General features: G+C 54.4%; 21 protein-coding genes. All 21 read right to left on the bottom strand.

What is annotated here, in order from left to right; genetic code table 11:
- Positions 1-727: 727 nt before the first annotated feature.
- The 21 genes from Q31a_RS24210 to Q31a_RS24115 all read right to left on the bottom strand — a co-directional run bounded on the left by Q31a_RS24210 (position 728) and on the right by Q31a_RS24115 (position 14,570).
- On the bottom strand, positions 728-928 hold the full coding sequence (locus Q31a_RS24210; protein WP_145083608.1) for a GlsB/YeaQ/YmgE family stress response membrane protein: 201 nt from the start codon (positions 926-928) through the stop codon (positions 728-730).
- 330 nt (positions 929-1,258) lie between these two features.
- Positions 1,259-1,591, bottom strand: coding sequence for a hypothetical protein (locus Q31a_RS24205; RefSeq protein WP_145083605.1), 333 nt, complete (start codon positions 1,589-1,591; stop codon positions 1,259-1,261).
- 669 nt (positions 1,592-2,260) lie between these two features.
- Positions 2,261-2,854, bottom strand: coding sequence for a hypothetical protein (locus Q31a_RS24200; RefSeq protein WP_197355616.1), 594 nt, complete (start codon positions 2,852-2,854; stop codon positions 2,261-2,263).
- Between the two features lie 85 nt (positions 2,855-2,939).
- A complete protein-coding gene (locus Q31a_RS24195; RefSeq protein ID WP_231690919.1) occupies positions 2,940-3,542 on the bottom strand; it encodes a hypothetical protein in 603 nt (200 codons plus the stop codon).
- Positions 3,543-3,660: 118 nt separating this feature from the next.
- Positions 3,661-4,110, bottom strand: coding sequence for a hypothetical protein (locus tag Q31a_RS24190; protein ID WP_145083596.1), 450 nt, complete (start codon positions 4,108-4,110; stop codon positions 3,661-3,663).
- A gap of 103 nt (positions 4,111-4,213) precedes the next feature.
- Positions 4,214-4,600, bottom strand: coding sequence for a DUF6980 family protein (locus Q31a_RS31470; protein ID WP_391575344.1), 387 nt, complete (start codon positions 4,598-4,600; stop codon positions 4,214-4,216).
- 135 nt (positions 4,601-4,735) lie between these two features.
- A complete protein-coding gene (locus Q31a_RS24180; RefSeq protein ID WP_145083593.1) occupies positions 4,736-4,921 on the bottom strand; it encodes a hypothetical protein in 186 nt (61 codons plus the stop codon).
- A gap of 41 nt (positions 4,922-4,962) precedes the next feature.
- Positions 4,963-5,190, bottom strand: coding sequence for a hypothetical protein (locus Q31a_RS30520; RefSeq protein ID WP_197355614.1), 228 nt, complete (start codon positions 5,188-5,190; stop codon positions 4,963-4,965).
- Positions 5,191-5,313: 123 nt separating this feature from the next.
- On the bottom strand, positions 5,314-5,736 hold the full coding sequence (locus Q31a_RS30515) for a DnaJ-like cysteine-rich domain-containing protein (RefSeq protein ID WP_197355612.1): 423 nt from the start codon (positions 5,734-5,736) through the stop codon (positions 5,314-5,316).
- 154 nt (positions 5,737-5,890) lie between these two features.
- Positions 5,891-6,199, bottom strand: a complete 309-nt coding sequence (locus tag Q31a_RS24170) for a hypothetical protein (RefSeq protein ID WP_145083587.1) — start codon at positions 6,197-6,199, stop codon at positions 5,891-5,893.
- Between the two features lie 529 nt (positions 6,200-6,728).
- Complete coding sequence (locus Q31a_RS24165; protein WP_145083584.1) at positions 6,729-6,959, bottom strand: hypothetical protein; 231 nt, start codon at positions 6,957-6,959, stop codon at positions 6,729-6,731.
- Positions 6,960-7,592: 633 nt separating this feature from the next.
- Positions 7,593-8,405 (bottom strand): hypothetical protein, encoded by an 813-nt coding sequence (locus tag Q31a_RS24160; RefSeq protein WP_145083581.1) that lies wholly within the window; start codon positions 8,403-8,405, stop codon positions 7,593-7,595.
- Positions 8,405-9,199: a hypothetical protein gene (locus tag Q31a_RS24155; RefSeq protein WP_145083578.1), complete on the bottom strand. Its 795-nt coding sequence runs from the start codon at positions 9,197-9,199 to the stop codon at positions 8,405-8,407. Before Q31a_RS24155 ends, Q31a_RS24160 begins: the two co-directional genes overlap by 1 nt.
- A gap of 13 nt (positions 9,200-9,212) precedes the next feature.
- Positions 9,213-9,569, bottom strand: a complete 357-nt coding sequence (locus Q31a_RS24150; RefSeq protein WP_145083575.1) for a hypothetical protein — start codon at positions 9,567-9,569, stop codon at positions 9,213-9,215.
- A 15-nt stretch (positions 9,570-9,584) separates the two neighbouring features.
- Positions 9,585-12,098: a phage tail tape measure protein gene (locus Q31a_RS24145; protein ID WP_145083572.1), complete on the bottom strand. Its 2,514-nt coding sequence runs from the start codon at positions 12,096-12,098 to the stop codon at positions 9,585-9,587.
- 9 nt (positions 12,099-12,107) lie between these two features.
- The gene (locus Q31a_RS24140; RefSeq protein ID WP_145083569.1) at positions 12,108-12,695 is read right to left on the bottom strand and encodes a hypothetical protein; all 588 of its coding nucleotides are present in this window, start codon (positions 12,693-12,695) and stop codon (positions 12,108-12,110) included.
- A gap of 2 nt (positions 12,696-12,697) precedes the next feature.
- Complete coding sequence (locus Q31a_RS24135) at positions 12,698-12,892, bottom strand: hypothetical protein (protein ID WP_145083567.1); 195 nt, start codon at positions 12,890-12,892, stop codon at positions 12,698-12,700.
- 20 nt (positions 12,893-12,912) lie between these two features.
- Positions 12,913-13,455 carry a hypothetical protein gene (locus Q31a_RS24130; protein ID WP_145083564.1) on the bottom strand — a complete coding sequence of 181 codons (543 nt, stop codon included), beginning with the start codon at positions 13,453-13,455 and terminating at the stop codon, positions 12,913-12,915.
- Positions 13,418-13,672 carry a hypothetical protein gene (locus Q31a_RS24125; protein WP_145083561.1) on the bottom strand — a complete coding sequence of 85 codons (255 nt, stop codon included), beginning with the start codon at positions 13,670-13,672 and terminating at the stop codon, positions 13,418-13,420. The genes Q31a_RS24130 and Q31a_RS24125 overlap by 38 nt, the downstream gene beginning before the upstream one ends.
- 8 nt (positions 13,673-13,680) lie before the next feature.
- The gene (locus Q31a_RS24120) at positions 13,681-14,037 is read right to left on the bottom strand and encodes a hypothetical protein (protein ID WP_145083558.1); all 357 of its coding nucleotides are present in this window, start codon (positions 14,035-14,037) and stop codon (positions 13,681-13,683) included.
- A 56-nt stretch (positions 14,038-14,093) separates the two neighbouring features.
- Positions 14,094-14,570: a hypothetical protein gene (locus Q31a_RS24115; protein ID WP_145083554.1), complete on the bottom strand. Its 477-nt coding sequence runs from the start codon at positions 14,568-14,570 to the stop codon at positions 14,094-14,096.
- Between the last annotated feature and the right edge of the window lie 13 nt (positions 14,571-14,583).

The following is a 14,583-nucleotide window of genomic DNA, read 5'->3' as shown; positions in this document are numbered from 1 at the left end:
ACGCAACACGCTAGGCGAAACCCATCTTCGATCACGATCGCCTCGACGGCTATTGCGAGGGAGGGTGGTTGTGGCCGAGTACGAGCACCGCGATTTCGATTGAATCAGTAGGCTGTCACGCGGCGAGTCGCGATTGGGACAACCCGTTAGCTTGATGCTTGACGTGTTGAGGGGACCGATAGTCGATAGCCAAAGAGGCTGGGGTGCCAGCAGATCAATATCGTGGCGAAGCTAGCTCACCGAAGGTGGCGGTCCTTATCCCCTGGCGTTTGCTACGCGTTGCAGCGCGATCGGCGGGATGGCACATGGGAGAAGAAAAAGACAGTGAGGGCGCTGGGACTTGAACCCAGGACCCACGGATTAAAAGACCGCTGCGCGTCATAGGATGAATTGAGCGCTGCATGAATTATCGGCATTGTGAGAGAGGCGAGCGGACTGCAACCCCAACAAATCATAGGGGTTTGCAGCTCAAGCGTCAGCTACGACCATCCGCTGAGACGCCGGATAATTAGACCGTTGCGCATCGCGATCAATGGTACTGAAAATCCATGGGATAATCCCTTCTTACGCCCCTAGGATTCGGAAGGGAAATCACTAACAAGTAAGTCTCAATTGAACTGTCGGCGAACGGCGGCCATAACCCAGTCGCCGAGGTTGATACTGATATAACTAAACGCGCGATCGGCGACTTGGGTTCATGGCTTTGTTCCTCCAGCGTTAGAAAGAGTTAGCCAAATCTCAGCGTCTTCCCGATATAAAGTCCCGCCCCCAATATTGAACCGATCAACGCTCCGAGAAAACCGAAGACGAACGCGCCAGCGATCCCAGCGATGAACGTAATGATTCCCCACAGTACTGGAGAGTCCTCGTTATTATTCGCCATCATGGCGACACCAGCGGCGATTGCGCCAACAATTAAGAGTGCCATTCAAACTCAATTCCTGTTCTCAAGTTGTGCAAGTTAAGTGTATAGCTAAAATTGTAACAAGTCCAATCATGCGAACGCTACTTCGCGAACGATTAAAGAAACGAACATAATTGTGGCAAGGGAATCATCCCGGGAGCACATTGCTTAGGGAGCACGTTCTTCATCCGGGCTCCAGTCGCGACGACCACGATCAAGTCGGGTGACTTCCCCGGCATTCGAACGGCTTGTGCTGAATCATCTTGTTGGAGGAACGCCGGCCGTAACCGAGCGGCGGCGAAAGATTTTCAATTTCAAGACCGCCCGACTTCGCCGCTTCGGTGCACGGCAATGTTATCGGGCTTCACGAAGGTGACGGTTTAGTTGCTGCGACAGCTGGACGACTCTACGCCATATAGGGTCCTTTAGCATCTGAGGCACGCTTGTATGCTCGGATTGTGCGGCTTCGGCAAGGAGTCCATACAAGTGCGCGAGTTCCTTGTGCTCTTCTCGGGTAAACGCATCGACAAACGATTCGCTCTTGGGATCGAAAAGATCATCACAGAACATCGAAATCAACTCGGTTGGTGCGTGTCCTGCATCCACGAGCGACTCTTCGTATCGCAGCTGAGCACTCGGTTCAGCAAGTAATTCAACGTGGTCGATAATTGAGGCGCGTATGTTCAATTCATGCTCCTCGCCCGATAACGGTGGCCATAACCCAGTCGCCGAAGTAGGCTTGTTAGTAAGTTTGGCTGACTCGGTGACTTGGGTTCATGGCTTGGTTCTGCCGCGTTGCTGGCAGTGGTTTGTACGCGACCAGCAAAGGCTACGAGATTCATCGCAAGACCAACAGTGGACCAAATACGAGCCATCCGAGTAGGATCGAGGGGAGAATCCACGCGCTACATATGGCAAGCAATTTCCATCGCGTATGGTCATGACTTCTGCGTCGGAGAGCAATCCAGGCGATCAAGTTGAATGGCGTCGCGATTAGCAAGCACGACGTGAACCAGTACCTCGTAGCAAAAAGACTAAACGATTCCATCATGGTTAATGAACTGCCTGGGATTCTCGTCGAGTCTATCTGAAATCCGAGCGCGCGGCTTAATAGTGGGCCAGATGAATAGACGCACAACGCCCAGACAAGTATGTAAAGTAGTAGCGCTAGCAATCGTTGCGCTACGTCAAAGATCGTTCCGCGGTTTCCATCAGGAACGCCGGTGGGTGTGTATGGATTTTCCATTGGGGTATATGTTTTGTCTTTCGCGGCAGAACGCTTGAAATCACCCGGTTGCCGCCAAGAGATTTCGATTTCAGAAAACGTCCGATCGGCAACTCGGGTGCATTTCTTGGTTACCCCAGTTCTTGCGTAGGCCCGAAAGCCAGCACAGTGTCTTCGACCGTAGGCAAACGAATGCCAACGCAACGAGCTATGGCATCAACATACCCCTCAATGTCGTTCGTTTTTCTGTCATCAGTTTCAATCGCAAACGGTATCCCGTCGTCTGTTACGAGGATTTGGTCGCTGTAGTGTGGGCTAGCGACGCTGACCTCACGCACGAGTTTACCAGAACAGAAGTATCCGAATTCATATGATTCGTCACAATCGCCGACCAAATCGTAGTACACGTCGAAGCGATCTGCGGCACGTTTGATAGTTTGCTTCGTGGTTGGCATATGCCAAAGCGTGTAGAACCAGTCATCCGCAAACATTGTCCAACCGTCAAGAGACACGATCGCAAGTTGTCGATGTAATGAGTGTGATTCCTTTCGTCGGTATCCGTGGAGGCCACAATCGGCGATGAACGCCACGTGATCCGTTGCGTTCAAACCACGAATGAAGATCCGAAACGGCGAGTGGAATCGTCCAGCAGGAGTGAAGGATAGGTTCATCAGTTTGCTGGGGTAACGGCAGACATCACGGGGGACGGAGAGTTGACTATCCATTGCAAAAAACGCTGCAAGCCGTGCTCCCGTGCATGTCATGGTTCTCCAGCTACTGATTAACGACAAGTACACGCATTGTGAAATGCTAGAACAGACGATATTCACCAGCCGGAGCATTTTGCAACCTAGAGTCAAAATCAGATTCAAAATCGTCTCCACGAGCAACACTATCTTCACAAGCCCTTGTCATGAAGTCTCGAAAGTTCTCAAGGTCGTCAGACGCCTGTAAGCCCAAGAAATCTACCAACGTCACGTCATCAAACTCGCGATTTCCCGTTTTGTCTTCGAGATAGTCCCCCACTATTCTCCTCGCAAAGTCGAGGTAATCTTTTGTTTGCCCGCAATCCAGAGATTGCAGGATTCGCTTCGCACTTACCGTTGCGCGTTCGCACCTGCCTTCATCAATATCTCGCTCGTGCTCCCATATATCTACCAATTCAGCTGAAGTCAGGGCAAAGAAGTAACCGTCTAGGGCAGTCATGCCCTTTTTCTTTGTAGCCACAATGAAATTCTCGATCAGCATCGCGCGGTTTCGCTTGACTACAGCAAACTGGCGCTTTAGAGAATCTTGGAACGCCTCCTTCTTGTGTATTTCGAACTCATTTGACAAGCGGATTCGGTCAGCAACGAAGAAGCCGACTACGACGAAGACCGCCACTATGAGCAATGCATTGCGAATGGTAAGCATTTTCATCATGCTAAATTGGACTTGCAATGGAGAACGGCGGCCATAACCCAGTCGCCGAAGTTGATTTTGATGTAACTAAACACAAGACCGGCGACTTGGGTTCATGGCTTGGTTCTGCTCAAATTGTTCTCGAAAAGGCCGTGTTGATTCCCGGCTTCAGCAGCAAATTGAAGCCCCATGCTCCTAACGGCACGCCAATGAGGCAACAGGTTGAGAGTGGGATGATCGTCAGTATACATGCCAAAAGGGCAAACGTGAATGATTTTCGTCGCATCATCTCTGTCGCACCGAACGCAATGAAAAGGTTGTAGAGTATAAGTGCGATTATAGTGATTAAGAACGGTTGTGAATTTCCATTCGACACCGCTGCATCCCAATTCTGCTGTAGCAAGACAACGTCAAGTATTATTCCGGCAATAGCGTTAAAAAGAATGGACAGTCCTGGGAGAAAAAGCGATTCCTTGGCATACCGCGCATAGTCCAATCGTGAGTCTTCAGTCACCGGCGCGACTGCTTCGTCCTTCTCGGCGTGGTGACTAGGTGCTGAATAGGGATTCTCGTCTGGCATCTATGTACTACGCATTTAGCAGAACGGCGGCGGTAACCGAGTCGCCGCCAAGAAACTTTGATTTCAAAAAACAGGTCGCCGGCGACTTCGGTTCACCGCATGGTTATTTGCCGTTTTTGTACCAAGCGTCGGTCCAATACTGCGGTGGTACGTCATCGGCGTGGAAATCAGTATAGCCGAGCGCGGCCAGTTCATCGAACCACCGGTTACGTTTTGATTCCGGAAGCGCGACGCCACACCAAGGACAGTATCGAATCGCGACCGCAGATGTGCCGCCGTCGCGGACAGCGATTGAATATTCGTCGAATCTGGAAAAGTATGAAATCAGAATGTCGGGGCAGTCTGCGGGGTCAGGATGGTCCGGACATGCGAACGTGATTTGGTTACCGATGTGAACGCACGGAAAATCGCGTGAGTCGAATCCGCGTTCTGCAATTCGTTGTGCAAGCGTCCAATCGAAGCAAGCGTGGCAATCGTGGAAGTGGTCCATCCAATCCGACCATTCGCGAGAATCACATACTTCCCGTGGGAGTGGCAGTTTCGAAAACGCCGAATAGTGCGACTTGTATTGCGTGCAGTCCATTTGCGATCAGTAAGCGAGCATCCGAGGCAAATAACGTTGGGATTAACGTGGGACCGTCGAAGGACGCTGCGCCGCAAAATGGATTGGCCAACGGTCCTCGCGTTCAATCCTTGGTTCGTCGGCAACATCGTGATCGAAGCGAATGACGTTCAGGATCAGTCTATCGTCCAACACAGGTCCGAGCAACATTTCTTTCAAACGCATCGCTCGACGGAACAGTTCGAGCACTCGGGGCCGCAATTAATATGCTTACATCGGATATGAGACCATTAAGCCATTGGAATTCGGTGTGTGATAATCCAAATCGCGGAAGCCAGACAGAGCATTGAAATGACAACGGTGACCACGATGGTTGTTGCGACAACGCGTGCGACACCTTCGCTTTTGGCAATTTGGCGATTGCGCCAAAGAAGCCAGAAACCAACGATGCTACCCACCACTGGCGCAATGAGCGTGGTGCCGATCAAGAACAATGCCAATTCGCCCCAAAACGACATATCAGTATTGACTTCAGGTATGTCCAGCCGACGAACGATCGCGATCACCCAGTCGCGGCGAAAGAGTTTCCATTGTCAAACCGGACGACTCCGCGACTTGGGTGCATCGCTTGGTTCGCCCATTCATCGCGTTCCGGTCCCATTGCAATGACGGCATTTCTCGGTGCCACTGCATCGCGGGCATCCAACGGCGGTCCCAGGTCCTTTGCGAATACAGTAGCAAACGCCAGTCGAACCACACATGTCACAATGTATCACACGTGCAGGTCTTTCGTGTGCGTCATCGTCCGTGGGAAGCGTGCCCTCGCGGAATCGGGTTGCGATTGTCGCGACCATGTTTTGAACGTCTCCGGCGGCCTTGTGCCGCACGAACATCAAGAGCTCCTCAGCACGGGCCCAAAAATGCTCGGTGCCAATGATTGCAGCAATTGCTTGCGATTCGTCGCTTGTCAGCGAGCGTCCAATCTTGCCCGATATCGCGTCACCAACGTCGCTATTCGCAAGTCGAATGATGTGGTCGGTGCTCTGATCGTCTTCATCAGCCATACGCGACTAATTTGTTGCCGTGCAGTGAACTGTGGCGGCTTACCAATTGGGCGAACGTTACACATCACCGAGCCGGGACAGTCGATGTTCCATTTGTAAGACCCCGCAAGCCCGGCTTCGGTGCATGTGATGGTTCTGCTTTCTTTGCGCGTCGCTACGGTGCGACAACAGTGAAATAATGTACCAGCACAAGACAGTGGAATGCAAAACCGAAACCGAGTCTTCGGTAAGCTCGGAAGTATGCCGAACGGCGATTTGCGGGAACGAGTTTTGGTCCGAACGAATTGAGCACGCCGTGTCGTATTTGCGGAAGTTTGGCGTAGGAAAGATCGATGACGCCGCAACCGTAGATCAACGCCACGATCACCATATCGACGGGCCAAGCGGTCGCAATTGCGATACCGAGAATCAGTAGAATTGGGAAATGGAGAATGGCGTTCGCAGTAAGTTCGTGGCGTCTCATTTACGTCTCCATCGACATTGCGGTGACATCGCCTTCAACTGGCAGAACTTGTTATTATCATTGGTCAATGAGAATAATGCGACTTTCATAGGTATTATCCCAGGGCGAAGTACGCAATTATCCTTAAACTGCTCCCAATTATCCACATCCTCGAACACAATTCCATCTGAATGCGGCAGCCGGATTCAGGAATCTTCAAATTGATCTTCCATCGGGTGGTGAGTAAATTCTGCATCCCCGGCATCTCCAACTGAGGATCTTCGCTCACCTGGACTGTTGGATTTGCAGACCCATTCGCATGTGCTACTGGAAAGAGTGGAGACGTCCCATGCCACGCCGTCAAATGCTCATCCGGCTGGGCGCTCAAGGCGAAGTTTTGCGTTTCCGTTTATGAATTGATGTGTAGATAGTTTTGCGGGTCCCTTCGGGGATTTCGACGGGGGACCCCATAGGGAACAACCGCGCTGATGTGCACACTTTCTTTCTCTGCGCTGTGAAGCGAATAGTGGCTCGATCGCAACGGGCAATCTTATCGATAGGGATACCGGCGATTGAGTGCATAGCGTCGAGAGTTGCAACCGCATTGCTTTCCAAAATAGCGGTGGTGCAAACGCTTAAAGGCCTTGCCCCCAATGTAGTTGAGCAATCGCTCGATCGTGTCACCGATGCCAACGTCTGAGCGCGACTTGGCCAGCGCGAGCAACCGAGTCCAGGCGGGTGCATTAATTGCAGGTGGTCGTGGTCCCAATGATCCGGCCACACAATCTACCGATCGCTTGCAACGTGGGCATGGTAGCGTGATCGCTGCGATATCGTGCACTCGGAATAGCCAACCACACTGGCACCGGCAATCACCGTGCAAGCTATTCGCATGGGGTAAATTCGAATTCAAATATCCAACCCTCTATAGGATCGGTAGCGTGTCGAGTGACAATAGAGCCTACCGTTTCGGCTGGCACACACCCTCCGAAATGGCACGCTCCCGGGTCTAGTGGGCTTGGTGGTACTGTACCGGTAGCCGTAGACTCCACTACCTCATATCTAACCCAACAATCGGTTGGTGCGGGGGGCGTACCTGTCGCAAACATTCTTAGCTCCCACTTGTCGTACTGCTCGCATAGCGTGTCCGACTCGCCCGGCTTACTCCACTCTCCCCGCCTTGTCACCTCGATATATCCCAATACCTTCTCACCCGATCCTAGGCAAACATCGATTGCCGCCTCTGGCCCGGCTACTGTGGTGGTGGTTCCTCCTGTCCAACCATTGCACGGGAAATTATAGAATTCTGAGAAACTCGGAAACGTAATTTGGCCGCAACACCGGCAAGCGCATTTTGCTAAATGCCCGCTGTCGGTCCTGGCCAAATGTCCCGATACTTTCATTAAATGGGCCACTAGCTACAGTCCTCGGCTGTGTCGATATTCTCCCACGTATCGCCGCCGTCCTTCGATTGCTCTAAATCCGGATCGTCCCAACGCACCGCTGTAACGTACGGGCCTATAGCGTAATAGGCTTCCCCCGACTTAATGCAGATCCCGCGTTTTCCGCTGGCCAGTCCATCGAATAGCCCCAACGTATCAACCACGCTCGCGCCGGTCTCAATTTCTTCTGAATCGGAAATGGAGCGAATTGTGGCGGTGCCGTAGCCACTGCTCATGGCGGATGTGAGTGTAAATAGGTAGTGACTATCTCCACCACCGCTGGCAGCTCCCAGAAGTACGGGCAGCAGCTTTTCGACCGTGGTGCTCGGGGCTGCGAGCAACTGCACAGAACCGGCACCAGGTGCTAGGCGTTTGTTCGCTGCTTCCGGAGCCGCGGTGAGATCGGATGCCGACGCGGCTGGGCCCACCAGTGCATAAGCCAACCCGTAGATCCAAGCACGGCCGCAGCGTTTGTTGGAGGCATCATGTGCGATAGGCTCGGTCACAATTGCTGCTGGCTTATCGGGATCGGCAGCCTTTCCGGAGAAGATCAAATCGACAGAACCATTTGTCTCGAGTGCAAACAACGGATCATCGAGGGAGATGCATTGAAATGCCTGCAGGTCTGCGCCGGTGTCGTTTTGCACCAACACCGTGGGAACGTAGAATCCAGCCCGTGGCGGTGGACGGTGCCCCACGCCACCGTTGATCGCATCTGCGATGTTGTTCCAATCCGTCGCGGGGATGGAGCGATCTCCCGGCTTGCGTTTTGAAATTTGGGGCACTAGATAATCCCGAAACTTGAGAAAGCTGTCCGGCCGTAGATGCGTTCGACATAGGCCGCCAGGGGACGGCGAATCTTTTTCTTGGCAGTGGCGTCCGCTTCCTCTTCGTAGGCCACCCACAGATAATCATGCCCGCCTTTGGCGACGCCTGTAATGTCGGCGATCGTCAGGCCAGTAACATCCGCAGAGGCTGCGTAGGAGTAACTAATCGTAGTCGGGACGTTGGGGATGATTTCACCACTCGCACCCAAGAACAGCAGCTCGCCCGCTCCGTACGTGTCCCAGGTCGCGGAGTTAGTCATGCCAACCAGCCCGGCCAATGCTTTTATATACGCGTTGTTGATCACGTTGCTGGGCCACTTGTAGCTGTAGCTCAGTTTGAGTGCGGGGACCGTTTTATCGACTCCCTCGGGATCACCATCCTTGATGCCAATCAGACTGCGGAAGTTGGGAGCAGTGCGACCAGGTCGCACGAACGATGCCGTATCGAGGGAAGTGAACACGCGAACAGTTCCGCCAGTGCTGTCGAACGAGCGGCGCAGGGTGGATTCCGGCAAGCGAGCAGAATAATCCACGTTGACGATCAGCCGCAGGTTTTCCTCTTCTTCGCGCCAAGTGAACTTGGTTCGATCGAGTCCGTCAAAAGTCGCAGGTGTTTCCGAGACCACGGCAGCACGCACAGCGGCCATGGAATCCGTTGCACCTTTTTTCACGTCGAAAACTAGCGTGGCAGAGGCTTCGTCGGCTCCCTCGGAACCGCTCATGCCTGCAATCTCTCGGACTAGGATGGCCATGGTTTATTCTGGGTTAGAGCTTTTCGGCGATGGTGCCAAACTTGGCGGACAAGTCGCCCAAGAACTTTTTTTGGTCTGCGATATTGCTTGACTTGGTTGTGAGTTCTTCCCGCAAGGATGCGTTTGTCGTCTCTGCTTTGGCGATGCGTTTGCGGAGCTGCATAACCTCTTCGCTGCGTTTGCCGACAGTGCTGTTCAACTCAGCGATCTCGCGTTCGAGTTGCTTACGTGAATCGATGCGATCTGCAACCGCTCGATTGAGTAGCGTACGCAGGTCCGCCAATTCGGCATCGCACACAAAACGCCAACCATAGGCACCTACCGCCAACCCAATAATCACCATCACCACTGCAACAATACCTGTGACCATAGGTGTCCGACTCCATTAAGTGAAAAGGGCTCCGCCCCGGTTGTTTTGGATCAGCTGCACAATCTTCTTTGTATTCTTGGCGGTCTGCTCTGCAGGTCGCGTGTCGAAACCGAGTGCCTGAGCTGCAGCGGCCGCCGAGAACGTCCCGGAGCTGGTGATCTTGGCGAGCTGTCCACCACCGACGCCAGCTTGCCTGCGCAGAGCTGCATTGGTTGGGCCGTTCCCTTGCGTACCCGCTTGGGCTTGCTTCTGTGAATCTGCGATCGCTTGGCGCAGATCCTCGCGAGCCTTGGCAGCGACGTTCTCAATCGTTGGAGCTCCGGCGCCAGCGTAGGCCGTTGCAGCTTGCCTTTCAAGATTGGCAATTTCAGCCCGCAATTGTGATTGCCGTGCTTGATTGCGATTGTTGACGCCTTGCTCCGATTGAACACGTCCGGTTACGCGGCGATTCAGGTCACTGTCGATTCGGGCTTGCCCTTCTCGCTGCGAGCGTCCGATCGCAGCTCGCTCTTTGTCGCTAGCTGCTTTGCGAGCGGCGGTTCTGGCTGCAAAATCACTGGTGTATTTATCTGCCAAGTTCGAGTGCATTTTGCTTCCGGTCATCCATGCATCAATTCGTGCTGCTGTTGAGGCAAAGGAAGTCCAAAGCTGATCAAGTCGATCAATAATCGATGTGAAGACGTCAGTGATGATGAACACCGATGCGCGAATTGCTGTGGCGAGTGCGTTCCAAGTACTTCGCAACCCGTAGATAGTGAAATCCCAAATGGTACCGATGCCCGTCATGGCACCTGCCCATACGTTGGTAATCGCTCCCCAACCGTGGGCAACTGCCAACTTGAGTTTCGTCATTGCAATCGCTCCTGCCAGGTCCCACCGCCCGGCCAGGATCGATTGACCAATTGATGCGAATGCCCCAGTGATGTAGGTGCGTACGTTGTCCACGCCAGGAATCCAGGCCTGCAGAAAACCAAGAGCAGCATCAATGGCCCCACCCAACTCGGCCACGCCCTGCCAGGCTGCAGCCACAAACCCTAGCCATGCGATACCCGCAGCGTTGCCCAGGTTTCCTCCCTGCAGTTCGGCCACAATTGCACCGAACGTTTCACTGAAGATCTCCCACACGTGGCCTATCCCGTCTATGAGTGGTCGGAAGTACTCGGCCACCGAGGAGAATGCTGCAGCGAGTTGGGAACGAAACTGGTAGGCTGCGATGCCAAGGCCAATGAGCACGGCAACAGCCAGGCCAAGTGGCGAGAAGACGAAGCCAATAATAGATGCCAGAAAGCTGATCGCCGTTGCCAGACCACCGACGGCGAACGAGGCTGCCAGAAACGAAAAGCCAATGGTGGTCAGCACGATGCCAACTGCAGCAATGCCGCCTGCTATCAATCCGATCGTTTTAAAAAGCGTTTGATTGCCATCGATAAACGCTGCAATCACACGCATGGACGTGGCACCGAACGCCAGCACCGATTGTGTGGGACCTTTGAACGCTTCCCCCAGTGCAACGTGAATCGCTTCGAACGCAGAGGTGAAACCAAGCCAACGGCCCATGACCGAGTCTTGCATCTTGGAAGCCATCGAATCTGCCGCTCCGGTCGCGTTGTACAACTTGCCAGTCAGCTGTTCGAGTGCTGAAGCATTGTCCGAAAGAATGATCGCAGATTTCGAGTGCAATCCGAACAGCTCCTCGAAGGTCTGCAGCTTCTTGAGCTGAGTCATTCGGGAGGTGGCTCTTTGCAAGTCTGCCATCAGCGCCGTGAGCGGGCGAATATTGCCTGCTGAGTCCGCCAGGGATACTCCCATGGAACGCAGCATGGCCAATGCGTCGGGTTGTACCAGTCGCTTGAAAATGCCTTGCACGCCGGTTCCAGCGATGGACGCCTTGAGTCCAGAGTTGCCAAGTACTCCGAGAGCGGCCGAAACGTCCTCAATGGTTTGTCCAGCTGCCTTGCCCTGGGCTGCAGCGTAGGTAAAGGCCTCTCCCATTTGCTCGATCGACGTATTCGAGCTCGTTGCAGTTTTGGCCATCACGTCGGCAACCCGTCCGGTATCCTCGGCAGCCAGGCCGAAAGCCGTCGTGGCATCGGAAACGATATCCGCGGCTCGCCCAAGCTCCAGCATCCCGGCAGCCGCCACATTCAGCACTGGACCAATCCCAGCGAGAACTTGTTGGGTATTGAATCCAGCCATCCCGAGGAAAACCATTCCCTCGGCAGCCTGCGTGGCACTGAACTGCGTTGTGGCTCCCAGACGCTTGGCCTCGGCACGCAGCTTCGCTAGTTCGTCCGTGGTGCCATTGGTAATTGCCGAGACGCGAGCCATGGCAGCATCGAACCCGCCAAACACTTGCATCACGCGGACCAGCGGACCACCTGCAGCAGCTCCGAGTGCCAGGCCTGCAGTCGCAAAGCTACGTCCGAACTTGGCGAAGTTCCGTTCGGTCTTTTTCAGTCCGGCCGAGACTTGATCTCTCAAGCGAATCAGTACGTGAGCTCTACCCGCCTCGATGTCTTTGGCTGCCATGGTCGGTTCCTAAAATGCGGAGGCACTCCACACTCGATCGACAGTCCCTGCGGCGATCTCTTTGTCGAGTGCTGGGCCCATGAACGGGTGAGGCTTGTAGCGAGCTGTGACCGATCGCTGGTGAGGTGCTTGGGAATAGTTGCCGGTGTACCAAACGGAATTGTCAAAGGAGTATTTGGGAACTCGTGCCGTGCCACCTTTGGTCAACAACTCCGGAATTGTTTTGGCGGCGCTCCCCTGAGGTTTATTGCCGTTGAGTGCTAATGGTCCGATCAAGATGGACGCATCGTCGGCACCGAGTCCAAACTGGATATTCCGCAGCGTCGCCACGGAATCACGCGAGTGAACGTGAGGCGGCCGTCCGCTCGCTGCGGAACTGCGTCCTGCCCTGCCTCGCGTGAATCGTCCATTCTGCTTGTTGCGGCCGGGGTCTCTGACTCGCGTTCTGCGACCTCGTCGCAGAATGTCCGTCCGTGCTCGTTGCCGGACATAGGCACCCATGCGACCCAGCCTGCGGACGTTCTCACGGCTAATTTGTTCAATCACCGTTTGACGGTCGAAGAATCGATCTTTGATTTGTGAGGTGACAGTCAACATGGCTAGGTCTTCCGCTTTCGTCGTTTGTGCTCGCGCCGCAGAGCAGCCACATCGAAACTACCTGCGGAGCTTTTTCGTTGGCGAAATGGATTGTCGCGAAAGTTGACCGTCTGCCAGGCTGAAAGCATCAGGATGGACATATCCCAATCGTGGGCCTGGCGTCCCCGTGCTGCGGCCAGCAACGCTCGCAGCGACATCGGTCGCCAATCTAGCCCCGTTATCCCGGCGAGCTGCCAGACGAGCTCCCAGCGATCCTGGGGGCCTGCAGTGTCGCGAGGGCTCGATCGAGTTCCTTGTCGAGGTCGGCCTCGGCTCGATCGATCCCGGCCTGCAGGATCTTGCCGACCTTCTCCCCGCTCGCCTTGGCCACGCTGACCTGCATTCCGGCTTCCATCGCCTTCCAGGCTCGATCGGCGACGATGGCGAGATCTTCGCGGCCGGCTCGGCGGAAAAAATCGCTGAGTCCTCGTCGTAGTGCATCACTCGCATCGACAAATGTCGTTGGACCCGACAGCAGCAGATCAGCGAAATCGGTGTAGGCAATGCCAGCCTCTTCCCACTGGGGCCTTGCCAGTTCCCCCAGGACCTCCGTTCTGCGGACTAGATCGCTTCCAAAGATCACTTCGACACTCTTTGGATCCAGAATGTCGATGGCCATTTCTTGCTTTAACCGCAAGGCGTCGGAAAGTGCGATCGTTGTCGACCAACTTTGGCCGCTTCCGTCATTCCACTTCAGGGGCTGAGATGTGTCCGCTGTCATCTTCAAGTTCCGGGGTTAGAGTTTGGACTAGGTCGACGAGCGACTTGGGCAGCTCGATGGTTTCAGGTGCTTCGTCGGGTTCGAACTGAGCAGCTCGGCGATAATTCTTGGCGGCAATCCATACAGCACGCTCACTCCCAGAGCGACGTCTACCAGTGCGTAACCGTGCGGCGGCGATTCGCAACCGGCGGACGGCGATGGGAGTGAGGTACTGCATGGCTTGCTTTATGCTTCGGTGTCGTCGGCCGCATCTTCGGCGGCTGGCTTTTCTGCCGTCTCAGGAAAAGCGACAATTGGTTCGCTTGGGACGTTTTTCGATTCAGCAGTTGAAGGATTCGTCTCGGGCAATCCCGGCTCAGGGATCGGTGGAAGGCTGGGGACTGGCTCTGCGAACGCACTCCCTGTCAATTGCTTGACGCGATCTGCAACCGCAGCACTGACATTCAGTTTCATGCCGGGTGCCGAATCGCGATGGCATTCGGCATTGCGTTGAATCACGGTGTCAACGCTGCTTTCCTTGTTGAGTTGGCCAGAAGCCGCAGCGGCTAACACTTGGGCGACACGAACAATGGTAAACTTCATCTGTGAGTCCTTTGATTCTGAAAAATGGAGGGCCGCAACTCGGTCAGTGGATCCGCTTACGGCTCGGTGGTTTCGTAGGCGTCGATTTCGACCAAGTCCCCCGCCCCGTCGTACTCTTCGACCTCGACCAGTTCGACGTCGTAGGTGACAGAGTCCTCGTCATCCTCTTTGCGATCGAACTTGCTCACCTGGACATAGCCCCGCACGCCTACGGCATCACCCGTGACGGCCGCATCCATGAAGCACACGTCAAGGATCGTTTCGTTGTCGAGCGAATCCTCCAGGGTTGTGATCACGGTGTCGGCCGTAGCCGCTGCGGATCCAGCTCGAGCTGGGACGTAGGTAAACGAGAATCCGAACTCTCGGTAGCCAGTGACCTTCTTTTTGTTTTTGGCACCGCGGTACATGCGATCGCTAGTTCCACGCCCCTTGGGACGTGCAACGTTGCTGATGCGTTTCATCTCAACCCACGTAGGTGTGGCGAGCGTACCGCCAATGTTCACATACGCCTTGCACGTTCTGCCTGTAGTCATGGTTCCATCCTTG

The organism is Aureliella helgolandensis (assembly GCF_007752135.1).
GTDB lineage: Bacteria > Planctomycetota > Planctomycetia > Pirellulales > Pirellulaceae > Aureliella > Aureliella helgolandensis.
This window is presented reverse-complemented; position numbering and strand designations above follow the sequence as displayed.

What these genes read in the sequence shown, in the direction of transcription:
- Q31a_RS30515 (WP_197355612.1), bottom strand. Translation starts at nt 5,736, where the DNA reads ATGGCTGATGAAGACGATCAGAGCACCGACCACATCATTCGACTTGCG.
- Q31a_RS24125 (WP_145083561.1), bottom strand. Translation starts at nt 13,672, where the DNA reads ATGCAGTACCTCACTCCCATCGCCGTCCGCCGGTTGCGAATCGCCGCC.
- Q31a_RS24155 (WP_145083578.1), bottom strand. Translation starts at nt 9,199, where the DNA reads ATGGCCATCCTAGTCCGAGAGATTGCAGGCATGAGCGGTTCCGAGGGA.
- Q31a_RS24195 (WP_231690919.1), bottom strand. Translation starts at nt 3,542, where the DNA reads ATGCTTACCATTCGCAATGCATTGCTCATAGTGGCGGTCTTCGTCGTA.
- Q31a_RS24200 (WP_197355616.1), bottom strand. Translation starts at nt 2,854, where the DNA reads ATGGATAGTCAACTCTCCGTCCCCCGTGATGTCTGCCGTTACCCCAGC.
- Q31a_RS24115 (WP_145083554.1), bottom strand. Translation starts at nt 14,570, where the DNA reads ATGACTACAGGCAGAACGTGCAAGGCGTATGTGAACATTGGCGGTACG.
- Q31a_RS24190 (WP_145083596.1), bottom strand. Translation starts at nt 4,110, where the DNA reads ATGCCAGACGAGAATCCCTATTCAGCACCTAGTCACCACGCCGAGAAG.
- Q31a_RS24170 (WP_145083587.1), bottom strand. Translation starts at nt 6,199, where the DNA reads ATGAGACGCCACGAACTTACTGCGAACGCCATTCTCCATTTCCCAATT.
- Q31a_RS24140 (WP_145083569.1), bottom strand. Translation starts at nt 12,695, where the DNA reads ATGTTGACTGTCACCTCACAAATCAAAGATCGATTCTTCGACCGTCAA.
- Q31a_RS24145 (WP_145083572.1), bottom strand. Translation starts at nt 12,098, where the DNA reads ATGGCAGCCAAAGACATCGAGGCGGGTAGAGCTCACGTACTGATTCGC.
- Q31a_RS24150 (WP_145083575.1), bottom strand. Translation starts at nt 9,569, where the DNA reads ATGGTCACAGGTATTGTTGCAGTGGTGATGGTGATTATTGGGTTGGCG.
- Q31a_RS24130 (WP_145083564.1), bottom strand. Translation starts at nt 13,455, where the DNA reads ATGACAGCGGACACATCTCAGCCCCTGAAGTGGAATGACGGAAGCGGC.
- Q31a_RS30520 (WP_197355614.1), bottom strand. Translation starts at nt 5,190, where the DNA reads ATGTCGTTTTGGGGCGAATTGGCATTGTTCTTGATCGGCACCACGCTC.
- Q31a_RS24210 (WP_145083608.1), bottom strand. Translation starts at nt 928, where the DNA reads ATGGCACTCTTAATTGTTGGCGCAATCGCCGCTGGTGTCGCCATGATG.
- Q31a_RS24120 (WP_145083558.1), bottom strand. Translation starts at nt 14,037, where the DNA reads ATGAAGTTTACCATTGTTCGTGTCGCCCAAGTGTTAGCCGCTGCGGCT.
- Q31a_RS24135 (WP_145083567.1), bottom strand. Translation starts at nt 12,892, where the DNA reads ATGTCGCTGCGAGCGTTGCTGGCCGCAGCACGGGGACGCCAGGCCCAC.
- Q31a_RS31470 (WP_391575344.1), bottom strand. Translation starts at nt 4,600, where the DNA reads ATGGACCACTTCCACGATTGCCACGCTTGCTTCGATTGGACGCTTGCA.